Origin of the sequence: Massilia scottii (assembly GCF_030846495.1) — a bacterium.
GTDB classification, from domain to species: Bacteria; Pseudomonadota; Gammaproteobacteria; order Burkholderiales; family Burkholderiaceae_D; genus Telluria_A; species Telluria_A violaceinigra.
The window spans coordinates 1-22,337 of sequence record NZ_JAVCWM010000036.1 but is presented as its reverse complement, the minus strand read 5'-3'; the positions used below and the strand labels follow the sequence as shown (position 1 = coordinate 22,337).

27 protein-coding genes are annotated in these 22,337 nt (G+C 63.2%); 19 read left to right on the top strand and 8 right to left on the bottom strand.

From position 1 onward, the window contains the following. Positions 1-20 precede the first annotated feature (20 nt). Together RBA41_RS30370 and RBA41_RS30365 are read left to right on the top strand one after the other, a co-directional pair. Complete coding sequence (locus RBA41_RS30370) at positions 21-1,832, top strand: sensor histidine kinase (protein WP_306628095.1); 1,812 nt, start codon at positions 21-23, stop codon at positions 1,830-1,832. Between the two features lie 285 nt (positions 1,833-2,117). After that, positions 2,118-3,305 carry a UCP032817 domain-containing protein gene (locus tag RBA41_RS30365; RefSeq protein WP_306628094.1) on the top strand — a complete coding sequence of 396 codons (1,188 nt, stop codon included), beginning with the start codon at positions 2,118-2,120 and terminating at the stop codon, positions 3,303-3,305. Between the two features lie 233 nt (positions 3,306-3,538). On the opposite strand, the gene RBA41_RS30360 is transcribed toward RBA41_RS30365, so the two are convergent. The 4 genes from RBA41_RS30360 to RBA41_RS30345 all read right to left on the bottom strand — a co-directional run bounded on the left by RBA41_RS30360 (position 3,539) and on the right by RBA41_RS30345 (position 5,501). Further along, complete coding sequence (locus tag RBA41_RS30360; protein ID WP_306628093.1) at positions 3,539-3,805, bottom strand: hypothetical protein; 267 nt, start codon at positions 3,803-3,805, stop codon at positions 3,539-3,541. A gap of 186 nt (positions 3,806-3,991) precedes the next feature. Further along, positions 3,992-4,264: a hypothetical protein gene (locus tag RBA41_RS30355; RefSeq protein WP_306628092.1), complete on the bottom strand. Its 273-nt coding sequence runs from the start codon at positions 4,262-4,264 to the stop codon at positions 3,992-3,994. Positions 4,265-4,387: 123 nt separating this feature from the next. Beyond that, complete coding sequence (locus tag RBA41_RS30350; protein WP_306628091.1) at positions 4,388-4,591, bottom strand: hypothetical protein; 204 nt, start codon at positions 4,589-4,591, stop codon at positions 4,388-4,390. A gap of 22 nt (positions 4,592-4,613) precedes the next feature. Beyond that, on the bottom strand, positions 4,614-5,501 hold the full coding sequence (locus RBA41_RS30345; RefSeq protein ID WP_306628090.1) for an SDR family oxidoreductase: 888 nt from the start codon (positions 5,499-5,501) through the stop codon (positions 4,614-4,616). 204 nt (positions 5,502-5,705) lie between these two features. Here RBA41_RS30345 and RBA41_RS30340 point away from each other — a divergent pair, with 204 nt between their 5' ends. The 3 genes from RBA41_RS30340 to RBA41_RS30330 all read left to right on the top strand — a co-directional run bounded on the left by RBA41_RS30340 (position 5,706) and on the right by RBA41_RS30330 (position 8,072). Further along, positions 5,706-6,728 (top strand): CDP-6-deoxy-delta-3,4-glucoseen reductase, encoded by a 1,023-nt coding sequence (locus RBA41_RS30340; RefSeq protein WP_306628089.1) that lies wholly within the window; start codon positions 5,706-5,708, stop codon positions 6,726-6,728. Positions 6,729-6,748: 20 nt separating this feature from the next. After that, entirely contained in the window at positions 6,749-7,177 is a 429-nt protein-coding gene (locus tag RBA41_RS30335; protein ID WP_306628087.1) for a MarR family winged helix-turn-helix transcriptional regulator, read from the top strand. A gap of 115 nt (positions 7,178-7,292) precedes the next feature. Beyond that, complete coding sequence (locus tag RBA41_RS30330) at positions 7,293-8,072, top strand: alpha/beta fold hydrolase (RefSeq protein ID WP_306628086.1); 780 nt, start codon at positions 7,293-7,295, stop codon at positions 8,070-8,072. 134 nt (positions 8,073-8,206) lie between these two features. On the opposite strand, the gene RBA41_RS30325 is transcribed toward RBA41_RS30330, so the two are convergent. Next, on the bottom strand, positions 8,207-8,818 hold the full coding sequence (locus tag RBA41_RS30325) for a lysophospholipid acyltransferase family protein (protein ID WP_306628085.1): 612 nt from the start codon (positions 8,816-8,818) through the stop codon (positions 8,207-8,209). 121 nt (positions 8,819-8,939) lie between these two features. Between RBA41_RS30325 and RBA41_RS30320 the strand changes: the two genes are divergently transcribed. The 3 genes from RBA41_RS30320 to RBA41_RS30310 all read left to right on the top strand — a co-directional run bounded on the left by RBA41_RS30320 (position 8,940) and on the right by RBA41_RS30310 (position 11,230). Then, positions 8,940-10,211 (top strand): MFS transporter, encoded by a 1,272-nt coding sequence (locus RBA41_RS30320; RefSeq protein ID WP_306628084.1) that lies wholly within the window; start codon positions 8,940-8,942, stop codon positions 10,209-10,211. After that, on the top strand, positions 10,208-10,702 hold the full coding sequence (locus RBA41_RS30315; protein WP_306628083.1) for a GNAT family N-acetyltransferase: 495 nt from the start codon (positions 10,208-10,210) through the stop codon (positions 10,700-10,702). Before RBA41_RS30320 ends, RBA41_RS30315 begins: the two co-directional genes overlap by 4 nt. Before the next feature lie 162 nt (positions 10,703-10,864). Further along, positions 10,865-11,230, top strand: a complete 366-nt coding sequence (locus tag RBA41_RS30310; RefSeq protein ID WP_306628082.1) for an HPF/RaiA family ribosome-associated protein — start codon at positions 10,865-10,867, stop codon at positions 11,228-11,230. Between the two features lie 97 nt (positions 11,231-11,327). On the opposite strand, the gene RBA41_RS30305 is transcribed toward RBA41_RS30310, so the two are convergent. Then, complete coding sequence (locus tag RBA41_RS30305; RefSeq protein ID WP_306628081.1) at positions 11,328-12,134, bottom strand: helical backbone metal receptor; 807 nt, start codon at positions 12,132-12,134, stop codon at positions 11,328-11,330. Positions 12,135-12,230: 96 nt separating this feature from the next. On the opposite strand from RBA41_RS30305, the gene RBA41_RS30300 reads away from it, so the two are divergent. Beyond that, positions 12,231-13,196 (top strand): diguanylate cyclase, encoded by a 966-nt coding sequence (locus RBA41_RS30300; RefSeq protein WP_306628080.1) that lies wholly within the window; start codon positions 12,231-12,233, stop codon positions 13,194-13,196. Between the two features lie 113 nt (positions 13,197-13,309). Then, a complete protein-coding gene (sbcB, locus tag RBA41_RS30295) occupies positions 13,310-14,758 on the top strand; it encodes an exodeoxyribonuclease I (RefSeq protein ID WP_306628079.1) in 1,449 nt (482 codons plus the stop codon). A 58-nt stretch (positions 14,759-14,816) separates the two neighbouring features. Here sbcB and pyrF read toward each other — a convergent pair whose 3' ends face one another. Next, positions 14,817-15,635 (bottom strand): orotidine-5'-phosphate decarboxylase, encoded by an 819-nt coding sequence (gene pyrF / locus RBA41_RS30290; protein WP_306628078.1) that lies wholly within the window; start codon positions 15,633-15,635, stop codon positions 14,817-14,819. Positions 15,636-15,784: 149 nt separating this feature from the next. On the opposite strand from pyrF, the gene RBA41_RS30285 reads away from it, so the two are divergent. From RBA41_RS30285 to RBA41_RS30250, 8 genes are all read left to right on the top strand, one after another. Continuing rightward, positions 15,785-16,396, top strand: coding sequence for a LemA family protein (locus RBA41_RS30285; protein WP_306628077.1), 612 nt, complete (start codon positions 15,785-15,787; stop codon positions 16,394-16,396). Positions 16,397-16,400: 4 nt separating this feature from the next. Next, positions 16,401-17,207 carry a TPM domain-containing protein gene (locus RBA41_RS30280; RefSeq protein ID WP_306628076.1) on the top strand — a complete coding sequence of 269 codons (807 nt, stop codon included), beginning with the start codon at positions 16,401-16,403 and terminating at the stop codon, positions 17,205-17,207. Then, positions 17,207-17,734 (top strand): TPM domain-containing protein, encoded by a 528-nt coding sequence (locus RBA41_RS30275; RefSeq protein ID WP_306628075.1) that lies wholly within the window; start codon positions 17,207-17,209, stop codon positions 17,732-17,734. The genes RBA41_RS30280 and RBA41_RS30275 overlap by 1 nt, the downstream gene beginning before the upstream one ends. 75 nt (positions 17,735-17,809) lie before the next feature. Then, entirely contained in the window at positions 17,810-18,574 is a 765-nt protein-coding gene (locus RBA41_RS30270; RefSeq protein WP_099874699.1) for an SDR family NAD(P)-dependent oxidoreductase, read from the top strand. Further along, on the top strand, positions 18,571-19,047 hold the full coding sequence (locus tag RBA41_RS30265; RefSeq protein ID WP_306628074.1) for a MarR family winged helix-turn-helix transcriptional regulator: 477 nt from the start codon (positions 18,571-18,573) through the stop codon (positions 19,045-19,047). The genes RBA41_RS30270 and RBA41_RS30265 overlap by 4 nt, the downstream gene beginning before the upstream one ends. A gap of 132 nt (positions 19,048-19,179) precedes the next feature. Further along, positions 19,180-19,602: an organic hydroperoxide resistance protein gene (locus RBA41_RS30260; protein WP_306628073.1), complete on the top strand. Its 423-nt coding sequence runs from the start codon at positions 19,180-19,182 to the stop codon at positions 19,600-19,602. A 566-nt stretch (positions 19,603-20,168) separates the two neighbouring features. Continuing rightward, a complete protein-coding gene (locus RBA41_RS30255; RefSeq protein ID WP_306628072.1) occupies positions 20,169-20,495 on the top strand; it encodes a hypothetical protein in 327 nt (108 codons plus the stop codon). Between the two features lie 79 nt (positions 20,496-20,574). Further along, positions 20,575-20,970, top strand: coding sequence for a VanZ family protein (locus tag RBA41_RS30250; protein ID WP_306628071.1), 396 nt, complete (start codon positions 20,575-20,577; stop codon positions 20,968-20,970). Positions 20,971-21,352: 382 nt separating this feature from the next. Here RBA41_RS30250 and RBA41_RS30245 read toward each other — a convergent pair whose 3' ends face one another. Further along, entirely contained in the window at positions 21,353-21,829 is a 477-nt protein-coding gene (locus RBA41_RS30245; RefSeq protein ID WP_306628070.1) for a hypothetical protein, read from the bottom strand. Here RBA41_RS30245 and RBA41_RS30240 point away from each other — a divergent pair. Beyond that, positions 21,828-22,115, top strand: a complete 288-nt coding sequence (locus tag RBA41_RS30240) for a hypothetical protein (protein WP_306628069.1) — start codon at positions 21,828-21,830, stop codon at positions 22,113-22,115. The two genes, RBA41_RS30245 and RBA41_RS30240, sit on opposite strands and share 2 nt — an antisense overlap. The last annotated feature ends 222 nt before the right edge of the window (positions 22,116-22,337 follow it).

Here is a 22,337-nt window from a genome sequence, read left to right as displayed (position 1 = left end):
CAACTCTAAAAACATTCTCTATGGCACGTCCCGCCCTGTGGGTCGGCTTGCCCTTCTCGCTGGCGGTCGGCATGGTGCTTTACTTTGCGACCGCCAATTCTATTGAAGCGGACTCGCGCACCCGTTTCGCGGGCCTGGCGCACAATGCCCGCAATACGATCAGCGCCCGCATCAAATCGTATACCGACGTGCTGCGCGGCACGGTCAGCGTATTCCAGATCAGCGAGCCGCTCACGCGCCGCCAGTTCCACGGCTACGTACGCGGACTGGGTCTGGCGCAGAACTTTCCCGCCATCGAGAACATCAATTTCGCCCAGTTGCTGCTCGATGCCGACCGCGATGCCTATCTGCAGCGCATGCGCAGCGAACGCGCGGCCGATGGCTCGCTGCTGGAAGACTTCACCATCATGCCGCCCGGCCGCCGCCCTTCCTACACCGTGGTCACCTTCGTCGAGCCGGAAGAACGCTGGGCCGCGACGCTGGGCTACGACATGTTCGCCAATCCGCTGATCATCGACACGCTGGCCAATCTGCGCGATACGGGCAGGCTGTTCACCTCCGGCTTGCCGATCGCCTTCATCTCGGGACCGAACCGCACCGGACTGGGCATGCGCCTGCCGGTGTACCGTCCGCTGGCGCCGACCACCACGGTGGCGCAGCGGCGCGCGGCCTACATCGGCACGGTCGGCATCGCGTTCAGCGTGCAGAAACTGGTGCAGGGCGTGATCGACGACGTACCGATCAGGAATGTGCGCATGATGCTGGTCGACAATGCCATGGGGCCCGACATGCGGCGCGGGCGCGTGCTGTTCGACACCGGCGGCGCCGGCGAGACCGCGCTGCCGTCTCTGCTGGCGCCGGCCCGCTTCAGCGCCACCTTGCCGATCGACTTCAACGGGCGCCAGTGGGATGCCACCTTCAGCGTGGCCGCCACCGAGCTGTACACGGGCTTCGAGGAATTCGCGCCATGGCTGGCGATGATGGCCGGTTCGGTCAGCTCGATGCTGCTATACGCCCTGTTCCATGCGCTGACCTCGTCGCGCCGGCGCGCGATCAAGATGGCCAAGGGCATGACGCGCGAACTGCGCGACAGCCAGGCCAAGCTGCAGCTGTCGCACCAGAACCTGCGCCGCCTGGCGGCCCATGCCGACCAGATCAAGGAAGGCGAGCGCAAGCGCATCGCGCGCGAAATCCATGACGACCTCGGGCAAAACCTGCTGGCGCTGCGCATCGAAGCGGACATGCTCAGTTCGCGCACGCGCGAGCGCCATCCGCGCCTGCATGCGCGCGCCCGCTCCACCCTGCAGCAAATCGACGCCACCATCAAGAGCGTGCGCCAGATCATCAACGACCTGCGTCCGAACGTGCTGGACCTGGGCTTGTCGGCGGCGGTGGAGTGGCAGATCGCCGAATTCAAGCGCCGTACCGGCATCGCCTGCGAACTGATCGATGAACCGAAGGAAGTGGCGCTCAGCGACCACGCCGCCACGGCCTTTTTCCGCATCCTGCAGGAATCGCTGAGCAATATCGTGCGCCATGCGCAAGCGACCAGGGTCCGGGTTGAACTCAAGCTCAACGGCAATCGCCTGTCGATGACGGTGACCGACAACGGCATCGGCCTGCAGGCCAGCGAACGGGCCAAGGTCGGCTCGTTCGGCCTGGTCGGCATCGAAGAGCGGATCAGCATCCTCGGCGGTTCGTTCTCCATTTCCAGCAACGGCGGCGACGGCACCACGGTGTGCGTCAGCGTGCCCTTGCACAACGAACCTTCGCGCGGCGGCCCGTCCGGGGCAGTGGCCGGCAAAAGTGAATCGCATGCAGCGTTTGTCTGATGACGACGGGCATTGTCCTAAACAGAATCCTCCTGAATGACCTGCGGCACAGTCAGTGCATCCGCGATGCACTAGGAATTGCCTCAAATAATCATTGAGATAAGTCAACAAGCTGGGTTTGGACCGGCGCAACATTCTCAAACGGTAAGGGAAATCAATGCAATAGGGAAATTGATTTACCGGAAGAAATGAAAGAGTCAGTTGTTTTGCAGCAGCCGCAGTATCCGCAGATTCAAACAGGGATGTAGTCATAAACCAATCACACTCTAAAAAAGAGGCTTAATCATGATGAACAACGACGCAATCAACGCAATTTCGGAACTCGATCTGGATCCAATCAAATTCAAGCTTACCCATGCCGATTCCGGCGAAGGCTGGTCGCAGGAAAAAGCCGATGCGGTGGAAGTGGAGTATCGACGCTTTCTGTATCTGATGAAGATGTTCCCGGAAGACGAAACCGCACCGATGATTGAAGTCGACATCTTCTGGCACTACCATATTCTGGACACGATGAAGTACGCGAAGGATTGCGAGCACGCGTTCGGCTACTTCCTGCACCACTATCCGTATGTGGGCATGAGCGGCGAAGCGGAAGATACGCAGTACCTGCAGGATTGCGGCAACAAAATGCGTGACCTGTATGAAAGCACGTTCGACGAGCCTTACGGCCAGCGCGCCGCGGCCTGGTGCACCCGCACCGCTGAAGCGGCCGCGCCGGTGGAAGCCGCCGCGCCGGTGGAAGCCGCCGCGCAGTCGGCATGGTGCACGCGCACCACCGAAGCCGCCGCCCCAATGGAAGCAGCCGCTGCGCAGTCGGCATGGTGCACACGCGCCACCACAGAAGAAGTGAAGTCGGCGTGGTGCACACGGGTGTCGGAGGACCATGCCAAATCCGCCTGGTGCACACGCACGGTGTCAGCTGAAACCAGGGCCGCATGGTGCACACGCACGGTGTCGGCTGAAACCAAGGCCGCGTGGTGCACGAGGACCAGTGCCGGCAGCGCCAAATCCGCATGGTGCACGCGCACCGTGTCCACCGACGCCAAGTCGGCATGGTGCACGAGGACCACTACCGAAGAAGCGAAGTCGGCGTGGTGCACGAGGACCAGTGCGGGGGCAGCCAAGTCGGCCTGGTGCACACGCACGGTGTCGGCTGAAACCAAGGCCGCGTGGTGCACGAGGACCAGTGCCGGCAGCGCCAAATCGGCATGGTGCACACGCACCGTGTCCAGCGACGCCAAGTCGGCATGGTGCACGAGGACCAATACGGAAGCAGCCAAGTCGGCATGGTGCACGAGGACCAGCGCAACGTCAGTCAGTGCGGCATGGTGTACGAAGGTGACGTCCGCCACGCCCCAGGCGGCATGGTGCACAAAAATGAGCGAACCGGATGACAGCGATACACTGGTGGTGAGCGCAGCCACGCGCGAACTGCTGCAAGCGATCGCCCAAGGCGCGCGACAGGCAGTCTGAGTGCTTCAGCGCGACGCATGACCGGCAGTGGGCAATCATCCGCGCGCCGGCGGGACCGCAATCCCCGCCCCGCGGCGCGGCGACGAATGCGATCGCAACAGCATGTGCCGCAGTACCGCAAGGAGCAGCATCGCACTGGCAAGGCGTGCCGGGCAGGCTGCTCAAGCGCCTCTGAACGGGGCGCCGGAGTTCAAATCAAGGGGCACACGGTGCCCCTTTTCCTTTGGGCCGCCTCAGGCGTTGATAGTGATGCTCACCGCCGGCACGCCCATCATCGCGCGCAATTCGCGGATGCTGAAATCGCTGATTTCATGCATGCGCAGCAGGATCGTCGCGCCAATCGGCAAGGTGCGATGGCGGATTTTGCTGATCACGGGCGGCGCCACTTCAAGCGCGCGCGACAGGGCTGCGTCGTTTTTGAGCTGCAAGCGTTCAATGATGGCATCGAGCACTTTGTTCGGATCGTAGGTGGGAGCTTCCGGAAATCTGCGATTGGTCATGTTCTTATATCTTTCCAAATTCGCACCGTGGCATATTTGCCAGTGCGCTGTCTTTACAGTCAATTAAGTAAGCGGTAATGCCAAAAACAGACCGAATATGCGGCTGCCATAGCATAGGCGTGCATCATACACCTAAGTGTTGACATTCGCTCAACCAGTAGAACTCAGACTCAATTAAATTTGTGCTTAAGGCAATATTTGGTGAGATTTGGTGCGGCGGGCGGCGCGCCGGACAGGGGCAAACAGCCAGTCCAGCGCCACCTGGGTGGCCAAATGGCTGTAATTGGTGGGAATCAGATAGAATTGAACGAGCAAGCGCTCACTATCGGTGGGGACGAGGCGCCAGCCAAGCTGGCGGCGGATCTCTTCGGGCGGCGGCGGCGGACGGCGCGCGCCTTCACGCCTTGCCATGTAGGCGCGCACCTGTTCTTTGGTTGGCTGGATGATCCGATGTGGCATGGCAGTTGGCACAAGTCAGCAGTTGAGAGACGACACTGCACACGATACGGCCCCGCAGACGCCAGAACTTGATGGCGGTCAAACGAGCGCAAGTCTGCGCCCATTGACAATCCGGTTTCTGCCCTATTTCTTCTGGCTTGCCAGATACAGGCTTTTGGCATCCTGATGCGCGCGGTCGACCGTGCGCATGGCTTCCTTCTCGTCATGTTCGACGAAAAAATCGGCGTCCTGCGCCTTCACGACCAGCTTGATCGCGGCGGCATCGCTCAGGTTGTACTTTTCCGTGATCAGGGTGGTTACTTCATCAAGATATTCTTCGTAGGTCATCGTGCTTCCTTAGTGAGGACCGTCATTTTACCAGCGCCATCGCCGCCACCGCCGGCGCAACGTGCGGATAACGCAGGCGCACCCCCAGCTCGCGCTTGATGCGCTCGTTGCTCATGCGCCGCGACTCGGACATGAACGACAGCAACATAGGCGATACTTCAGCAACTAGTTGCGATCGCGCAACGCGAGGCGGACGCGCCATCCCGAAGGCATCGGCCACGGTATCGAAATAATCGGCCATTTTCATATGCGTATCGTCGACCGCGTGATAGATACGGCCGGGCAATGTCCTGTACAAGGCCAGCGCCACGATGCGCGCCAGGTCGTCGGCGTGGATATGATTGGTAAACACATCCTCGGACGCCAGCAGCGCGGGGGTGCCCTGCTCCAGGCGGCGCAGCGGCAAACGGTCGCGCGCATAGATGCCGGGCACGCGCAGGATCGCCAGGCGCGCGCCGCTGCGGCTGGCCCAGGCGCGCAGCACCCGTTCCGCGTCGACCCGGCGCAGCGCGCGCGCATTGCGCGGCGCCACGGTGCGCGTTTCATCGATCAGGGCGCCGCCGCAGTCGCCGTAGACGCCGGTGGTGCTGATGTAGACCATGCGCGCGCCGGCCGGCAGCACCGCGCACAGCTTGCGGGTACGGCGGTCGAGCGTGCCTTCCGTCTGCGGCGGCGCCATGTGCACCACCCAGTCCGCCAGGCCGGCCAGGCGTTTCAGGCTCGCTGGCCGGTCGAGGTCGGCGATGATGGGGACCGCGCCGGCCGCGCGCAGCTCGGCGCAGCGCTCGGCGTTGCTGGTGACGGCGAACACGCGAAAGCGCGCGCGCACCAGCGGCAACAGGCGCATGCCGACATCGCCGCAGCCGAGAATGAGCAGGCGCGGCCGTTTGAAGGGGGAAGTGGTGGTCATGTGAAATTGTTTGTCGTCAATGGCGTAGCCGGACAATATACAAGATAACCGTGGCGCCGGCAGGGCTCGCCGTCGGGGTTGGCGGCGGCCCCGCCGCACCCGGCGAGTGCGCCGGAGCATGTAAAATACCAGCAACCCGTTCCTCGCGACAGTACCGGCGCGATCAACACCGATCATGTAGTTCCAATGGATGACGATGACACTATGACGTTTCAGATTACTGTCCAGCCGAGCGGCCACCAGTTTGCCTGCGAAGCGGACGAAACCGTGCTGGCGGCGGCGATCCGCGCCGGCATCGGCCTGCCCTACGGCTGCAAGAACGGCGCCTGCGGTTCCTGCAAGGGCAAGGTCGTCTCCGGCACGGTCGCGCACAAGGCGCACCAGCAGCGCGCCCTGAGCGAAGAAGAAAAAGCGGCCGGCTTCTCGCTGTTCTGCTGCGCCACCACCTCGGCCGACCTGGTCATCGAAGCACGCGAAGTGGGCGGCAGCACCGATTATCCGGTGCGCAAGATGCCATCGCGCGTGTCCAGCATCGACAAAGTCGCGCCGGATGTGGCCATCATCACCTTGCAGCTGCCGGCCAATGAAGTGCTGGCCTACCGCGCCGGGCAGTACATCGAATTCATGCTGCGCGACGGCAAGCGGCGCAGCTACAGCATGGCCAGCGCGCCCAGCCTGGCCGGTCCGCTGACATTTCACATCCGCTACATGGCGGGCGGACTGTTCACCGAGCATGTGTTCAACACCATGCAGGAACGCGACATCCTGCGCTTCGAAGGCCCGTTCGGCACGTTTTACCTGCGCGAAGATGCCGACAAGCCGATCGTGCTGCTGGCCTCGGGCACCGGGTTTGCCCCGGTCAAGGCGCTGGTCGAGCACCTGATCCACCTCGGCTCCACCCGTCCGGTCAGCCTGTACTGGGGCGGACGCCGCCCGGGCGACCTGTACATGAACGCGCTGTGCGAACAATGGGCCGCCACCCTGCCCGACTTCCGCTACGTGCCGGTGGTGTCGCACGCCTACCCGGAAGACCACTGGACCGGGCGTACCGGCTACGTGCACGCCGCGGTGATGCACGACCTGCCCGACCTGTCCGGCCATCAGGTGTATGCCTGCGGCGCCCCGGTAGTGGTCGAGGCTGCGCGGCGCGAGTATGTCGAGCAATGCCGTTTGCCGGCCGACGAATTCTACGCCGACGCCTTCACCAGCGAAGCCGACCTGGCCTAGCCGGCACCGGGAGAACTGCCTTGACCGCCCCTCTCGTCCTCGACCAGCACCTGTGCTTCAAGCTGTATTCGACCTCGCTGAAGATGACGCAGCTCTACAAGCCGTTGCTGGCCGAGCTGCGCCTGACCTATCCGCAATATCTGGTGATGGTGGTGCTGTGGGAACAGGAAGGGTTGGGCATCAAGGACCTTGCCGAGCGGCTGCAGCAGGATTCCGGCTCGATCACCCCGCTCGTCAAGCGCCTGGAGGCCGAGGGCTACCTGGTGCGCGCGCGCGATCCCAAAGATGAGCGCAACCGCGTGCTGACCCTGACCGCGGCCGGCAACGCGCTGCGCGAAGCGGCGGTGCGCGTCAATCAGGCCATTGGCAGCGCGTGCGCCATCAGCTACCAGGAGCTGGAACAGATGGCCGCCGGCATCGACAAGCTCAACCAGCGCCTGAGCCGCTGAAAAATTCCTCGAAAATTAGATTGCGCGCTAACGATTAGTGCGCTATATTGGCTGCACATTACTTAGCGCGCTAAGTAATTCCACCCACAACCCGCATCCACCGAAAGGAAAACCCATGAACACGACTCCCCTGCGCGCCGCCCTGATTGCATCCGCCCTGATTGCCGGCGCTGCCGCGCTGCCCGTCCAGGCTGCTGCCCAAGTCCAGGGCAAGGACAGCGATACCACGGTGGTGCTGATCCACGGCGCCTTCGCCGACGGCTCGGCCTGGAACAAGGTCATTCCGCTGCTGCAGGCGAAGGGCTTGAAAGTGGTATCCGTACAAAATCCGCTGACCTCGCTCGGCGACGATGTCGGTGCCGCGCAGCGCGTGATTGACGCGCAGAGCGGCAAGGTGGTGCTGGTTGGCCATTCGTGGGGCGGCACGGTGATCACCCAGGCGGGCGTGAGCGACAAGATCAGGGCGCTGGTGTACGTGGCCGCGTTTGCGCCATCGGAAGGCCAGAACTCGGGCGAGCTGGGCAAGGGCTACCCGGTACCGGCCGGCATCGCCAGCATCCAGGCTGATGCGTCGGGCTACCTGTATTTGCCGGCGGCGTCGGTCGCGGCGAATTTCGCGCAAGACTTGCCGGCGGCCGACACCAAGCTGATGGCGGCGACGCAAGGGCCGATTTTCGGCAAGGCGTTTGAAGAAAAAGTGACGGTGGCGGCATGGAAGAGCAAGCCGAGCTACTACATCGTTGCCGCCAAAGACCGCATGATCGACCCGGGTCTGCAGCAAGCGCTGGCCAAGAAAATCAACGCCGTCACGACCACGGTGCAAGCGAGCCACGTACCGATGCTGTCGCAGCCGAAGCAAGTGGCCGACGTCATCCTCGCCGCCGCCAAACGCTAACCGTTGCTCAACCGGGGTCAGACCTCCGACTAGAAATATTTCCTAACCGGGGTCAGACCTCCGATTAGCAGGGGTCAGACCTCCGATTAGCAATAAAAATGTTTCGATTCGGAGGTCTGACCCCGGTTAGGAAACTATTTACGCTTGACTGCGGAAGCGTCGAACTGGTCGCTGTTTTTGCCGGTCACGCCGCTGTAGAAACGCTGGATTTCAACCATGTCGACCGTGATGTCGCCGGTGGTGTGGAACATGCAGCCAATGCCGCCCGTCTTGCGCTTGAAGTCGAGGAAGGCAAGCGCGATCGGGACGTTGGCGCCGTGCGCAATGTGGTAAAAACCGGTCTTCCAATGCGTGACCTTGCCGCGCGTTCCTTCCGGCGCGACAATCACCGCCAGCCGCTCGCGCTTGGCAAACGCGTCGATCGTGTTCTGCACCGTGTTGTTCGACGCGCTGCGGTCGATCGGGATGCCGCCCAGCCAGCGCGACAGCCACCCGATCGGCCATATAAACAGGCTCGACTTGGCCATCCAGTACACCCGCAAACGCAAGGCGAAACACACCATCAGCGTGATCGGGAAATCCCAGTTGCTCGTGTGTGGCGCGGCAATGAGCACGTACCGGGAATAGCCGGCAATCTGCTCCGGTGTCAGCCCGTCGGTACGCCACCCCATCAGCCGCAGCGTCAGGAGCGAAAATCCTCTCATCAAGGTGTTGACGACAGGTGTTTCAAATATGGTGTTCTGCATAAAACGATAACGGCAAGGAAGCGGCACAGCCAGCAGGGTCGGGAAACATCGGGCACAATACAATGCTGATTCCGGAAAGAATCATTTTACCCTACCCGCGTAGCCAGTCCCGAAAGTTCCTATGTCTGTGATGTCGCCGTCCAACGGTTTCAGCGTTTTGCGCCACCGAAATTTCTCTTTTTACCTCGCCGCGCGCGTGCTGGGAACCCTGGCGGTACAGATGCAGAGCGTGGCCATCGGCTGGCAGGTGTATCAGATGACGGGCAGCCTGTTCGACCTCGGCCTGATCGGCCTGGCCCAGTTCGCGCCTTTCCTGGTGTTGATTTTGCTCGCCGGCCATACGGCCGACCGCTACGACCGCCGCCGGATCATTATCCTGTGCCTGCTCACACAGTTGCTGTGCGGCCTGATGTTGCTGGCCTTTACGGCAAGCGGGGTGTCGGTGGTGTGGCCGGTGTTTGCCATCCTGGTGCTGTTCGGCAGCGCGCGCGCGTTCATGATGCCGGCCACCCAGGCGGTGCTGCGCAATATGGTGCCCGATGAAAATTTCAGCCAGGCGGTGGCACTGGGTTCGTCGGCGTTTCACGTGGCCGTGATCGCCGGTCCGGTGCTCGGCGGCTTGCTGTACATCTCGGGGCCGGCGACGGTGTATCTGGCGGCCGCCACGCTGCTGGTGCTGTCGGTGATCCTGATGTCGATGACGCACAGCGCGCCCCAGATCGTCAACAAGGAGCCGGCCACCTGGCACACGGTGCTGGAAGGCTTGCGCTTCGTGTGGTCGCGCCCGATCATGCTGGGCGCCATTTCGCTCGATCTGTTCGCGGTGCTGTTCGGCGGCGCCACCGCGCTGCTGCCGGCCTACGCGCACGATGTGCTGCAGGTCGATGCGGTGGGACTGGGTTTGCTGCGCACCGCGCCCGGCGTCGGCGCCGCGCTGTGCTCGGTAGCGCTGGCGTTTTATCCGATCCGCCGCCGCGTCGGCGCGTGGATGTTCGGCGGCGTGGCCGTGTTCGGCGCGGCCACCCTGGCGCTGGGCTGGAGCGCCAGTTTCCCGGTCGCGCTGGGCGCCCTGTTCCTGCTCGGCGCCGGCGACATGGTCAGCGTGTACGTGCGCCATCTGCTGGTGCAGTTCGAAACGCCCGATGACATCCGCGGCCGCGTGAGCGCGGTCAATGCGGTGTTCATCGGCGCGTCCAACGAGCTCGGCGAATTCGAGTCGGGCCTGACCGCCGGCTGGTTCGGGCTGACGCGCGCCATCCTGTTCGGCGGCGCCGCCACCCTGGCGGTCACGGCGATCTGGATCTTCAAGTTTCCGGTGCTCTCGCGCATGGACCGTTTTCCTCATCACGAGAAGGAAGCGACGGCGCTGCGCGACGGCAAGGCCGGCGCGTGAGCGTGCTGGCGGCCCATCTGCGGGCATTCGGTGCGAGGGCCCCGGTGGAGGACGACGCGCCTTTCCTGGCGCGCCTGTACGCGTCCACGCGCCAGGATTTGCTCGGCACCGGGCGCGCCGACCCGACCCTGGCGGCGTCGCTGATCGCGATGCAGCAGCGCCTGCAGGCGGCCGATTACCGCACGCGCTTTCCGGATGCCGTCCATCTGATTTTGCAGGAGGCCGGCGAGCCGGTGGCGCGCATCGTGGTCGACCATGGCCGCGACGCGCTGCGCCTGGTCGATATCGCCCTGCTGCCGCAGGCACGCGGGCGCGGTACCGGCAGCGCCGTGCTGCGCGCGCTGCAGCAGTTCGCGGCCGAGCGTCATCTGCCGCTGACCTTGTCCGTCCACCGCGGCAACCCGCGGGCACGCCGCCTGTACCTGGGATTGGGCTTCGCGATCGAGCGCGCCGACACCCACGCCGACGCCCTGCGCTGGCAGGCGGCATGACCCGATTTCATTTGCACTGAGCAATATCAAACAAAGGTGTAATATAAAGCCGTGTGCTTAACGTTGTGCCAACCCAGGCGCTGCGCAGCAACGCGCGCAGGCCGCACACGCAATAAGACCGGGGTTGTGCCAGTACCTTTATGAACAGCCGGGAGTGAGCTTATGCAAATCAACATCAATACCGATAAAACGATCGAACGTCATCAGGGCCTCGACGATCATGTGCAATCCGTGGTCTCCGCCGCCGTTCAGCGTTTTAGCGAACACATTACCCGTGTTGAAGTCCACCTCAGCGACGATAACAGCCAGAAATCCTCCGACGGCGGCAACCGCTGCCTGCTCGAAGCGCGCGTGACCGGCTACCAGCCGATCGCCGTGAGCGACCACTCGGTGCACCTGCACCAGGCCATCACCGGCGCGGCGGACAAACTCAAGCGCGCTATCGACAGCGCCCTGGGCCGCCTGCACGACAAGCAGCTGCACGCGACACCGAAACTGGTGCCCGAGCCGGACGAAGTCAACGAGTAATCGCCAGGTAACACGCCAGGGCCAGCGCCCTGCCCCCGCGGCAGGCTGGCCTGAGGCAACTCCAGCAAGGCAGCCAGCCTGTCTTGCTGGCGCACGATCAGAACATCGACGCCGACTGTGCCAACGCGCGCAAGTAGCGCACACCGGCCAGCGAACGGCTGCCGTACCACGACATCATTTCACCATCGATCACATGCACCGGCTTGCCGATCTGTTTTTCCAGCGCGTCCGCGTGGACGTCCGTGAAGCGGTAGGGTTCGGTCGACAGCAGCACGCCGTCGATGCGCGCCACCAGTTCATCGGACCAGTTGAAGCGTGGGTAGCGCACCGCGCTATCCGAGGCGTCGCCCACTTGCGGCACGCTCCAGCCGATCTCGGCCATCATGCGGGCGATGTAGGTGTCCGCCGAGACGCTCATCCACGGGTCTTGCCAGATGCAGTACAGCACTGTCGCCGGCCGCCCCTTGGGCAGCGCCTGCAGCGCCGCGTATTCTGCCTCGAAGGCGGCGCACCAGGCCGCGGCCCTGGCGTCGGCGCCAAAAACCCCGCCCATCAGCCGTGCCAGCGCCAGGTTGTCGCGCGGCGCCACCGGATGGGTGACGACGATATTCGGCACGAATTCGGCCAGCGCTTCGACGGTCGGCTTTTCGTTCTCGTCGATGTTGACCACCAGATGGGTGGGCGCGAGCTTGCGGATTTTTTCCAGGTTGACGTCCTTGGTGCCGCCAATCTTGGCAATGGCGGCGACCTGGGCGGCCGGATGGATGCAAAAGCCGGTGCGCCCGACCACTTGCCCGGCCAGGCCGAGCTCGCACAGCAGTTCGGTAATCGACGGCACCAGCGACACGATGCGTGCCGCCGGGTCGGGCTGATGCGGGGTGCCAAGGGCGTCAATGAAGTGCATGTCGTGGATGGTTCAATTCGAATGACGCTATTGGAACACTGATATGATGCAAATGCCAATGGTTATAGCAGCGCACACCTGACCGGAGAAACTATTTTGGAACAGATCGGCACCTTCGCTGCATCAAGTTACACCATCCGGGACTTGCATTTGTTCCGCGACATCGACGACGAGCAGATCGCGCAGGCGCTGGCCGACTGCGCCGTGGTGCGGCTCGCGCCCGGGGCCAGGGTCGAGGATAGCAACCGTGCGCGCCTGTACATCCTGCTGCGCGGCGCGCTGGCGGTCGAGGCCGACACCCGCAACGGCATGGCCGACGGCACGGTCAGCAAGATCCTGCCGGGCGAGAGCGTGGGCGAGCAGTCGGTGCTGGACGAAGCGGCCAACCTGGCCTCGATCAGCGCGCTGGAAGAATCGGAACTGCTGCTCATCGAAGGCGAACTGGTGTGGAAGCTGATCGACCAGTCGAACGGCCTGGCGCGCAACCTGCTGCGCCTGCTCTCGTTCCGCATCCGCGCCGCCAATGCGCTGCTGCGGCGGCGCCAGAAGCTGGGCGAGTTCTACCGCCAGCTATCGATGAACGATGGCCTGACCGGCATGTACAACCGGGCCTGGATGAACGACATGCTGCCCAAGCTGATCGCCACCGCGCACCGTGCCGGCACGCCGCTGGCGCTGGTGATGCTCGACCTGGATCATTTCAAGCGGTTCAACGATACCCACGGCCACCTGGCCGGCGACGATGCCCTGCGCGCGGCGGCCGACGTGATTTCGACGGCGCTGCGCCCGTCCGATTTTGCGCTGCGCTACGGCGGCGAGGAATTGATGGTGATCCTGCCCGAAACGCCGGAACCGCTGGCGCTGATGGTGGCCGAGCGGCTGTGCTCGCGCATGCGCGAGGCGCCGATTTTCCGCGACATGCGCATTCCGCTGCCGCACATCACGGCCTCGTTCGGGGTGGCCTTGCTCGAAGCGGGCATGGACGACAGCGCGCTGATCGCCGCGGCAGACGCGGCCATGTACCGCGCCAAAGAAGGCGGACGCAACCGCGTCGCGCGCTGAAGTACGGCGCCGCGCGCTCAATCCAGGCCCCGGCGCGGCGCCAATCTGTGTACCATATGGGTCCGCCCCGGAGAGCGCACGCCGCCGGGCTGCTACTTATTGATCGAAGTTCCATGACCACCCATACCTTTCTCTGGCACGACTACGAAACCTTCGGCGCCCAGCCGCGCCGCGACCGTCCTGCGCAGTTCGCAGCGATCCGCACCGATGCCAATCTTAATGAAGTCGGCGCGCCAATCATGCTGTACTGCCAGCCGGCGCCGGATTTTCTGCCGGACCCGCAGTCGTGCCTGATCACCGGCATCACGCCGCAGCAATGCCTTGAACTGGGCGTGCCCGAGCACCAGTTCGCGGCCACCATCGAGGCAGCCTTCAGCCAGGCGGGCACGATCGGGGTCGGCTACAACACGATTCGCTTCGACGACGAAATCACGCGCTTCCTGTTCTGGCGCAACCTGATCGATCCGTACGCGCGCGAGTGGCAGCACAATTGCGGGCGCTGGGACTTGCTCGACGTGGTGCGCATGACGTACGCGCTGCGCCCGGAAGGCATCGAATGGCCGCTGCGCGAAGACGGCAAGCCGAGTTTCAAGCTGGAACACCTGGCCAAGGCCAACGGTTTGCTGCACGAGACGGCGCACGATGCGCTGTCGGACGTGCGTGCCACCATCGCCCTGGCGCGCCTGATCCGCGACAGGCAGCCCAAGCTGTTCGACTTTTGCCTGGCGCTGCACAAGAAAGACAAGGTCGCGTCGGAAATGGGCATGCACCTGGCGGCGGCCCAGCGCCAGCCATTCCTGCACGTGTCGGGCATGTTCCCGACCGAGCGCGGCTGCATCGGGCTGGTGTGGCCGCTGGCGACCCATCCGACCAACAAGAATGAAGTGCTGGTGTGGGATTGCAGCCACGACCCGGCCGAGCTGTTCGGCCTCGATGCGGAAACGATCCGCCTGCGCATGTTCACGCGTTCGGCCGATTTGCCGGAAGGCGTGACGCGCTTGCCGATCAAGAGCATCCACCTGAACAAGTCGCCGATGCTGGTGGGCAATCTCAAGACCCTGAGCGCGGCGATGGCGGAAAAGTGGGGCATCGATATCGAGCAGGGACGCGCCTTCGCGGCCGTGGCGGCGGCCGGGCCGGACATGGGAGCCTTGTGGGCGCAGGTGTATCAGCGTCCGGGTGCGCAGGAAGCGGTCGATGTGGATGAGGACCTGTATGGCGGGTTCATCGGCAATGGCGACCGGCGCAAGCTGGAGTCGCTGCGTGCCGAGACGCCCGAGAAGCTGGCCAAGGCCCGGCCGTCGTTCGAGGATCAGCGGCTGGTGGAACTGGTGTTCCGCTACCGCGCGCGCAATTTCCCTGCGTTGCTGAGCGAAGCCGAAGCGCAGCAGTGGGAAGAGCACCGCGCCGCCAAGCTGTTCGACGGGCAAGGCGGGGCGAGAACGATCGAGCAGTTGTTTGCCGAGATCGATACGCTGTCGGAAGATGCCGACGAGCGCGCGGAGGAGATTTTGGGGACCTTGTACGATTACGCGGAGGCGATTGCGCCGAGCAGGTATTAGCCGCCCCCCGGGTTCCGGCTACTAGCTCGTCGTTCCTGCCATTGCCAGGAACGACGAGCTAGCGATACAAATTAATCGCGTCGCGCGTCTCCAGCGCCACCCTGCGCGCCGCTGCGGCGAAATCCTCACTCCCCTGCGGCGTGGCATACAAAATCGCGCGCGAGGAATTGATCATCATGCCGGCGCCGCTGGCCGTGCGGCCGGACTTCACGGTCGCTTCCACATCCCCGCCCTGCGCGCCGACACCCGGCACCAGCAGCGGCATCTCGCCCACGATCGCACGCACCTGCGCCAGTTCCTCCGGAAAGGTCGCACCCACCACCAGCGCGCACTGTCCGTTCCTGTTCCACTTGTCGGCCACCATGCGCGCCACGTGCTGATACAAGGGCTTGCCGTCGGCCATCAGGAACTGCAGATCCGATCCGCCCGGATTCGAGGTGCGGCACAGCACGATGGCGCCGCGGTCGGTCCACTCCATGTACGGCTCGACCGAATCGAAACCCATGTACGGGTTGACCGTCACCGCATCAGCCCCGTAGCGGTCGAACGCCTCGCGCGCGTACTGGCGCGCGGTGGCGCCGATGTCGCCGCGCTTGGCGTCGAGAATCAGGGGAATGTGCGGATAATGCTGGCGCGCGTACGCGCAGATGCGTTCGAGCTGGCCTTCGGCGCCGAGCGCGGCAAAGTAGGCGATCTGCGGCTTGAACGAACACGCCAGATCCGCCGTGGCATCGATGATCTCCTTGCAGAACAGGAAAATCGCGTCGGGCTCGCTGGCCAGTTGCGCCGGGAAACGGGCGAGATCGGGGTCGAGGCCCACGCACAGCAGGGAATTGTTGGTGGTCCAGGCGGCGGACAGCTTGTTGATAAAGTTCACAGGACAGCCTCGTAGTCGATTACAAACCCGTCATTGTAGCGCGTCCCATGCCCCTCCCCGCGCGGCACCACGCACGTTTGAAAAGTCATCGTGTTGGCATTTAGGGTATATTTTTGACCATTCGACAACTTGCTACGGACGGAAATACCATGACAAACACTGCATTCGCACGCTGCGCACGGGTGCTGCTGACCCTGACACTCACAGGGACGCTCCTGTCCGGCTGCGGCTACAACGAGTTCCAGACCAAGGACGAGGCCAGCAAGGCCGCCTGGGGCGAAGTCGTCAACCAGTACCAGCGCCGCGCCGATCTGATTCCGAATCTGGTCAACACGGTCAAGGGCTATGCCAACCACGAAAAGGAAACGCTGGAGTCGGTCACGCGCGCACGCGCCGCGGCCACCAGTTTCCAGATCACGCCCGAGGTGCTGAACAATCCGGAAGCGTTCAAGAAATTCCAGCAGGTGCAGGGCGAGCTGTCGGGCGCCTTGTCGCGCCTGATGGTGGTGGCGGAGAAATATCCGGACCTGAAGGCCGATGCCAGCTTCCGCGACCTGCAGTCGCAGCTGGAAGGCACCGAGAACCGCATTACCGTCGCGCGCCAGCGTTACATCGTCACGGTGCAGGAATACAACGTTCAGGTCCGCAAGTTCCCGACCAACCTGACGGCGATGATGTTCGGCTATGAAGTCAAGCCATCGTTCACCGTCGAGAACGAAAAAGCGATTTCGACCGCCCCGACCGTCAATTTTGGCAAGTAAGCAGATGCGCTGGCTGCGATTCTTATCGACGCTGGTCCTGGCACTCGGCCTTGGCCTCGGCCTCGGCCTTGGCCTGGGCGGCGCGGCGCACGCGCAATTGGTGCCGGTGCCGACCCTGGGCAGCCATGTCACCGACCAGGCCGGCATGCTGAGCGCGGAACAGCGCGCCAAGCTGGAAACCGTGCTCACCGAGTACGAAAGCAAGACCGGCAGCCAGATCGCGGTCTTGCTGGTCAAGAGCACGGCGCCGGAACAGATCGAGCAGTACAGCATCCGCGTCAGCGATGCCTGGAAGCTGGGACGCAAGGGCGTCGATGATGGCGTGCTGCTGGTGGTCGCGCCCGACAATCCGCCCGCCCTGCGGCGCCTGCGCATCGAAGCCGGGCGCGGCGTGCAGGGCGTGCTGACCGATGCACAATCGAAACGCATCCTGCAAGACGTGATCGCACCGCATTTCCAGCAGAAGCAGTTTTATGACGGCCTGGTGGCCGGCGTGGGCGCGATTGCGACCTTGCTGAACGCGGAACAGTTCCCTGCGCCGCCGCAGCAGCAACAGTCGAATGCGTCGAACGAAGACAATATGACGGTCCCGCTGATCCTGTTCGGGGCCTTTCTCCTGTTCTCCATTTTCCGCCCGCGCCGTTCGCGTCTTGGGCGGGGTGGCTGGAGCAGCGGCGCCACCGGCTTCATCATCGGCAGCGCACTCGGCGGCCTCGGGCGCGGCGGCGGTGACGGCGGTGGTTTTTCCGGCGGCGGGTTTTCCGGCGGCGGCGGCAGTTTTGACGGCGGCGGCGCCTCGGGAGATTGGTAATGAGTCACTCCCCTACACCATCGATGGGTGCACGCCTCGCGCGCATCTGGCGCCACTGGCGCAGCACGGCGGCGAAAGGCCGGCGCGCGTTTCCACCGGAAACGCTGGATGCGATCGGCAAGGCCATCACGGCCGGCGAGCAAACCCACCGCAGCGAGCTGCGCCTGATCGTCGAGAACAGCTTGCCGTTCGATGCCTTGTGGGCCGGCATGGGCATGCGCGAGCGCGCCATTGCCCTGTTCGCGGAATACGGCATCTGGGATACCGAAGACAATTGCGGCGTGCTGATCTACGTGAACCTGGCCGAGCACAAGGTCGAGATCGTGACCGACCGCAACGTCGGGCGCAAGATCGACAATATCGTCTGGAACCGGGTGTGCGCGACAATGACGCAGGGCTTTGCGCACGGTGAATTCCACGCCGCCACCCTCGCTGCATTGGAGCAAGTCAACACCTTGCTCAGCCAGCACTTTCCCGCCAACGGGGCGCGCGCCAATGAGTTGCCGGACCGCCCCGTGGTGCTATGATGCACTGCAAAAAAATCAACGCCGGGCGCGCTGTGTGGTTAAAATTCGCTATTCCCGCACCATTGAAAGCAATACATGAGACTTGAGCAAAAAGTAGCGATCGTCACCGGCGCCACGCAGGGCATCGGCCTGGCCTGCGCCCAGCGCCTGGTGAAAGAAGGCGCGCGCGTGATGCTGGTCGATATCAAGGCCGACGGCGCCGCCGCCGCCGAAGCGCTCGGCGAGAACGCCCGCTTCTTCGCTGCCGACGTCAGCCAGAAAGCCGATGTCGATGCCATGATCGCCGCTACCGTGGCCGCCTTCGGCCGCATCGATGTGCTGGTCAACAATGCCGGCGTGACGCATGCCGCCGACTTCCTCGACCTGACCGAGGACGATTTCGACCGCGTCATGCGCATCAATCTGAAGTCGATGTTCCTGTGCGGCCAGGCCGCGGCGCGCCACATGGTGAGCCAGCAGCACGGCTGCATCATCAATATGTCGAGCGTTAATTCCGAAGTGGCGATCGCCAACCAGGTGCCGTATGTGGTGTCCAAGGGCGGCATCAACCAGCTGACCAAGGTGATGGCGCTCAATTTGGCCGGCTACGGCATCCGCGTCAACGGCATCGGGCCGGGCACGATCCTGACCGAACTGGCCAAGAAAGCCGTGCTGGGCAGCCCGGAAGCGCGCAAGACGATCCTGTCGCGCACCCCGCTGGGACGCTGCGGCGAGCCGGACGAAATCGCCTCCGTGGTGGTGTTCCTGGCCAGCGACGATGCTTCGTATATGACCGGCCAGACCATGTATGTCGACGGTGGCCGCCTAGCCCTCAACTACACGGTCCCGGTGAAGGAATGAGCCAAACCAAACAGACGCTGCCGGCCTCGGTCAACATGCTGGCGCTGGAAAACCAGTTTTGCTTCGCGCTGTATTCGGCCTCGCATGCGATGACCAAGACCTACAAGCCGATGCTCGACCGGCTCGGCCTGACGTACCCGCAATACCTGGTGATGCTGGTGCTGTGGGAGCAGGATGCGATCCTGGTCAAGGATATCGGCGCGCGCCTGTTTCTCGATTCCGGCACGCTCACGCCGCTGCTCAAGCGCCTGGAAGGCAATGGCCTGCTCTCGCGCAACCGCGATCCGCACGATGAGCGCCAGGTGCGCATCGTGCTCACCGAGCAAGGCCAGGCACTGCGCGCCCAGGCCGAGGCGATTCCGGAACAGGTGCTGTGCGCAAGCGGACAGGAACTGGCCGCGCTGGGACGCATGCGCAGCGAACTGTCGAGCGTGCGCGACGACCTGTTCAAGGCCATGGAAGACCACGACTGAGTTGGCTGGCGGGGCATGCCCCGCTGTTTGTTCGAAAAGAATTTGAATAAATAGATTGCACACAATTAGATTGTTAGCTATAGTTCTTCCATCGGCACAGCGTTGCCGCCCCAACCCAACCAAGGAGTCACCATGCAAGTTCTCTATACAGCACACGCAACAGCAACCGGTGGTCGCGATGGCCGCGCCGTTTCCGATGACAGCGTCCTGGACGTTAAACTGTCGACCCCGAAATCGCTGGGCGGCGCGGGCGGCGACGGTACCAATCCTGAGCAACTGTTCGCGGCGGGCTATGCGGCATGTTTCCTGTCGGCCCTGAAACTGGTCAGCGGCGCGCTCAAGACCCCGGTGCCGGCCGACACCAGCATCGACGCATCGGTCGGCGTGGGCCCGAACGACAAGGGCGGTTTCGGCCTGACCGTCAAGCTGGTCGTGAAAACGCCCGGCATGGACCAGGCAACGGCCCAGGCAGCAGTGAACAAGGCGCATGAAGTTTGCCCGTACTCGAATGCAACGCGCGGCAACATCGAGGTCGACCTGAGCGTGGCAGTCTGAATGCAAGGATAGAGATATAAGACAGGCGCATGTCCGGTATCCAAAATGTCAATTAGACATATAATTCGTGACCCCGCATAATTGCACCTGTCTCCACTATCTTCCTCCAAGAAAATAGTTTGAAGCCCGCTTTCATCAGCGGGCTTTTTTTTTGCGTGCACGACACGTGATGGCCTGAGCCCTTGCAGCCGGGTTGTGCTGCCTTTCGGAATTCTTCTCATTATTTATCGCGCCTACGCAATTGTTGCGCATTGTCATAGCTGCGTCACATTGCCTGCCTATACTAGTTTCATCTGCTGTACACGCACCCGATATGCGTGACTGGCAGCCAGGTGTGCCGACCCAGAGGGCGGCACACCACTCCGAATTGACGATCTCTTGGCCCGATCTTGGGTTTAGCCCGCTCCCACAAGCGGGCTTTTTTTTGGCGCAACACTTTTTCCCGTTCTTTTGACCAGGGTTGGCAAAAAGATGACGCAAAAGCTTGAAGCTGCCGCCCATTCATCTATAGTGAAGTTCCTCGAGCTTTTTTCATAACCATTGGCCAGCCAAGCGGAGCGATAAGAATGAGTGAATATGTCCTTGATGCATTATCAGAACCACTTTCTCAACAGGCACACGCCAGCCGCCGCCAGCGCCATAGTCCCGACGACAAGCTCGTCCTTAGTGAACTCAATCCCAGCGCTGTTGTCGACCACCTCGACACCGACGATGTCCCGGTCGAGCTGATCACCTTCGGCACGGTTAGGGAAACCTGCCCAAATTGCAGTCATACGCACCTCAAGCTGGTCTTGCGCCAGCGCGCCGTGCGCCTTGCCCATCTGTTTTGCGCCGAGTGCCAGGGCTGTTTCGACGCACGCTACAGCAATGGTGCGCCGGCGTTGACGATCTAGCGTCACGCAGGCAACATGCTGGCCGTGCATGTGCGACGGCCGGCATGGTAAGGTGATGGTTTTCCCCACACACCCTGTCATGCCTGCACTGCTTTCCCTTCTTGTTCTTGACGAACGCCTGCGCAAGTTGCGTTACGCCACCGCATTGGCGATCTACGCTGCCATTCTCATCATGGGTTCCTTGCCGGGCGCACGCGCCGAGATCGGCACCGTGGCGTCAGGCATCGTCCTGCACTCGCTGGCCTACGGCACCATCACATTTCTTTTGTTCACAGGTAGCTTGGGGAGTGCACGCGAACGCGCGATCAAGTCGGTCCTGACCGTGATGGTCATGGGTGCGCTGGACGAGCTGGTGCAGAGTTTCCTGCCGTACCGCTCAGGCGCGGTCGGCGACTGGTTGGTCGATTGCAACGCCGCGCTGATCACGGCCGGCCTGCTCTGGGCCTTCCTGCCTCAAACGGCACGATCCCGTTAAACGCGGCGCGCCGGCCGGCGCATCCGCGAATTGCCCGGCACTCGCCTCGCGCACGAGGCGATGCACCGCCTGCCCCGACAGATGATGCTCACGCAGGCTGATGACGGTCGTTTCCACCGAAGCGACAAGGTCGACAATCAGGCTGGAGAGTGATGAAGCTGGCATGGCAGGCCCACAAAAAATTGCATTAGAAAATTATGGCCCGCCCAAGAAGTTGGGCTTTTGCGCTGTATCAAGCTCTGAATGCGCATGTCTTGCGCCGACTCCCCCCTCCACAAAATTCAAGCTTATCTAATTATTGTTTGATCTGCGTCAAATTGCAGAGAATGCATGGGAACGCCGGGCGGATTCCTTGCTCTTACCGAAGTGGCACGCGGCATTGTCACGCACTCACGGAAAACACCCAACCAAAGGAATTGATCATGAAGCGTATCGAACAAAGCATGCTGTTGGCGGGCTTGCTGGCTCTCGGACTGGCGGCCTGCACTTCCACCGGCATGAGCGGCGACACAGCCAGTGGCACAAGCGACACGAGTGGCGACACATCCGCCAGCATGCCATCGAGCGGGAGCAGCACGACGGACAGCGGCGGAACGACGGGGACCAGTACCGGCACCACCGGCATGGGCAGCAGCGGCACGGCAGGGACGAGCAGCAGCGGCTCTACGGGGGGCGGCAGAACGACAGGGAGCAGCGGCGCCGCCACAGGTGCGGGCAGCACGGGCAGCGGCCAGACTACTGGCAGCACGAGTACCAGCGGGGGTAGCGGAAGCATGGCTGGCACAGGAACCGGCAGCACGACGACAGGGATGGCAAGTTCCGCTGCGACCAGCAGCGGCGCCCAGTCAGGTGGCAGCATGGCAAGCGGAGCCAGCGCGCCAACCGGTACGCCCAACAGCACCGTGAGCAAAATCGAAGTGGTGCCGCGTCAAGGCAGCGGGGCGGCCAGTACGGGCGGCGCCGTTGGCGGCACTGGCAGCGCTGGCAGCACGGGCACCAGCGGCAGCACCATGACCGGCGACCGTGTCTACCGGATCACGCTGACGATGGACGACGGCGCCACCCAGGTCATCACACAGGAATGGGCGCCCTCCTTCGTGACCGGCGACCGCGTGCGTATGTCAGGCGGCGCGATCGAACGCTAGCGCCTGTTAAGCGACGCGCGACCGGCCAGGCGATCGTGCCTGGCGTTGTTGCGCGCTTAGCTTTTGTACTGAATCGTGAATAAGAGGCGCCGTCGCCACCGAATGGTGCCTCATGCCGTCGTCTCCTGCTGGTGCCCCACACTATTGCGACGCACCGTTACCTCCTGCCGTGAGCCACCTGCCGATGTCTCCTGCCAGTGCCGCCTGCCGTTGCCCACCTGC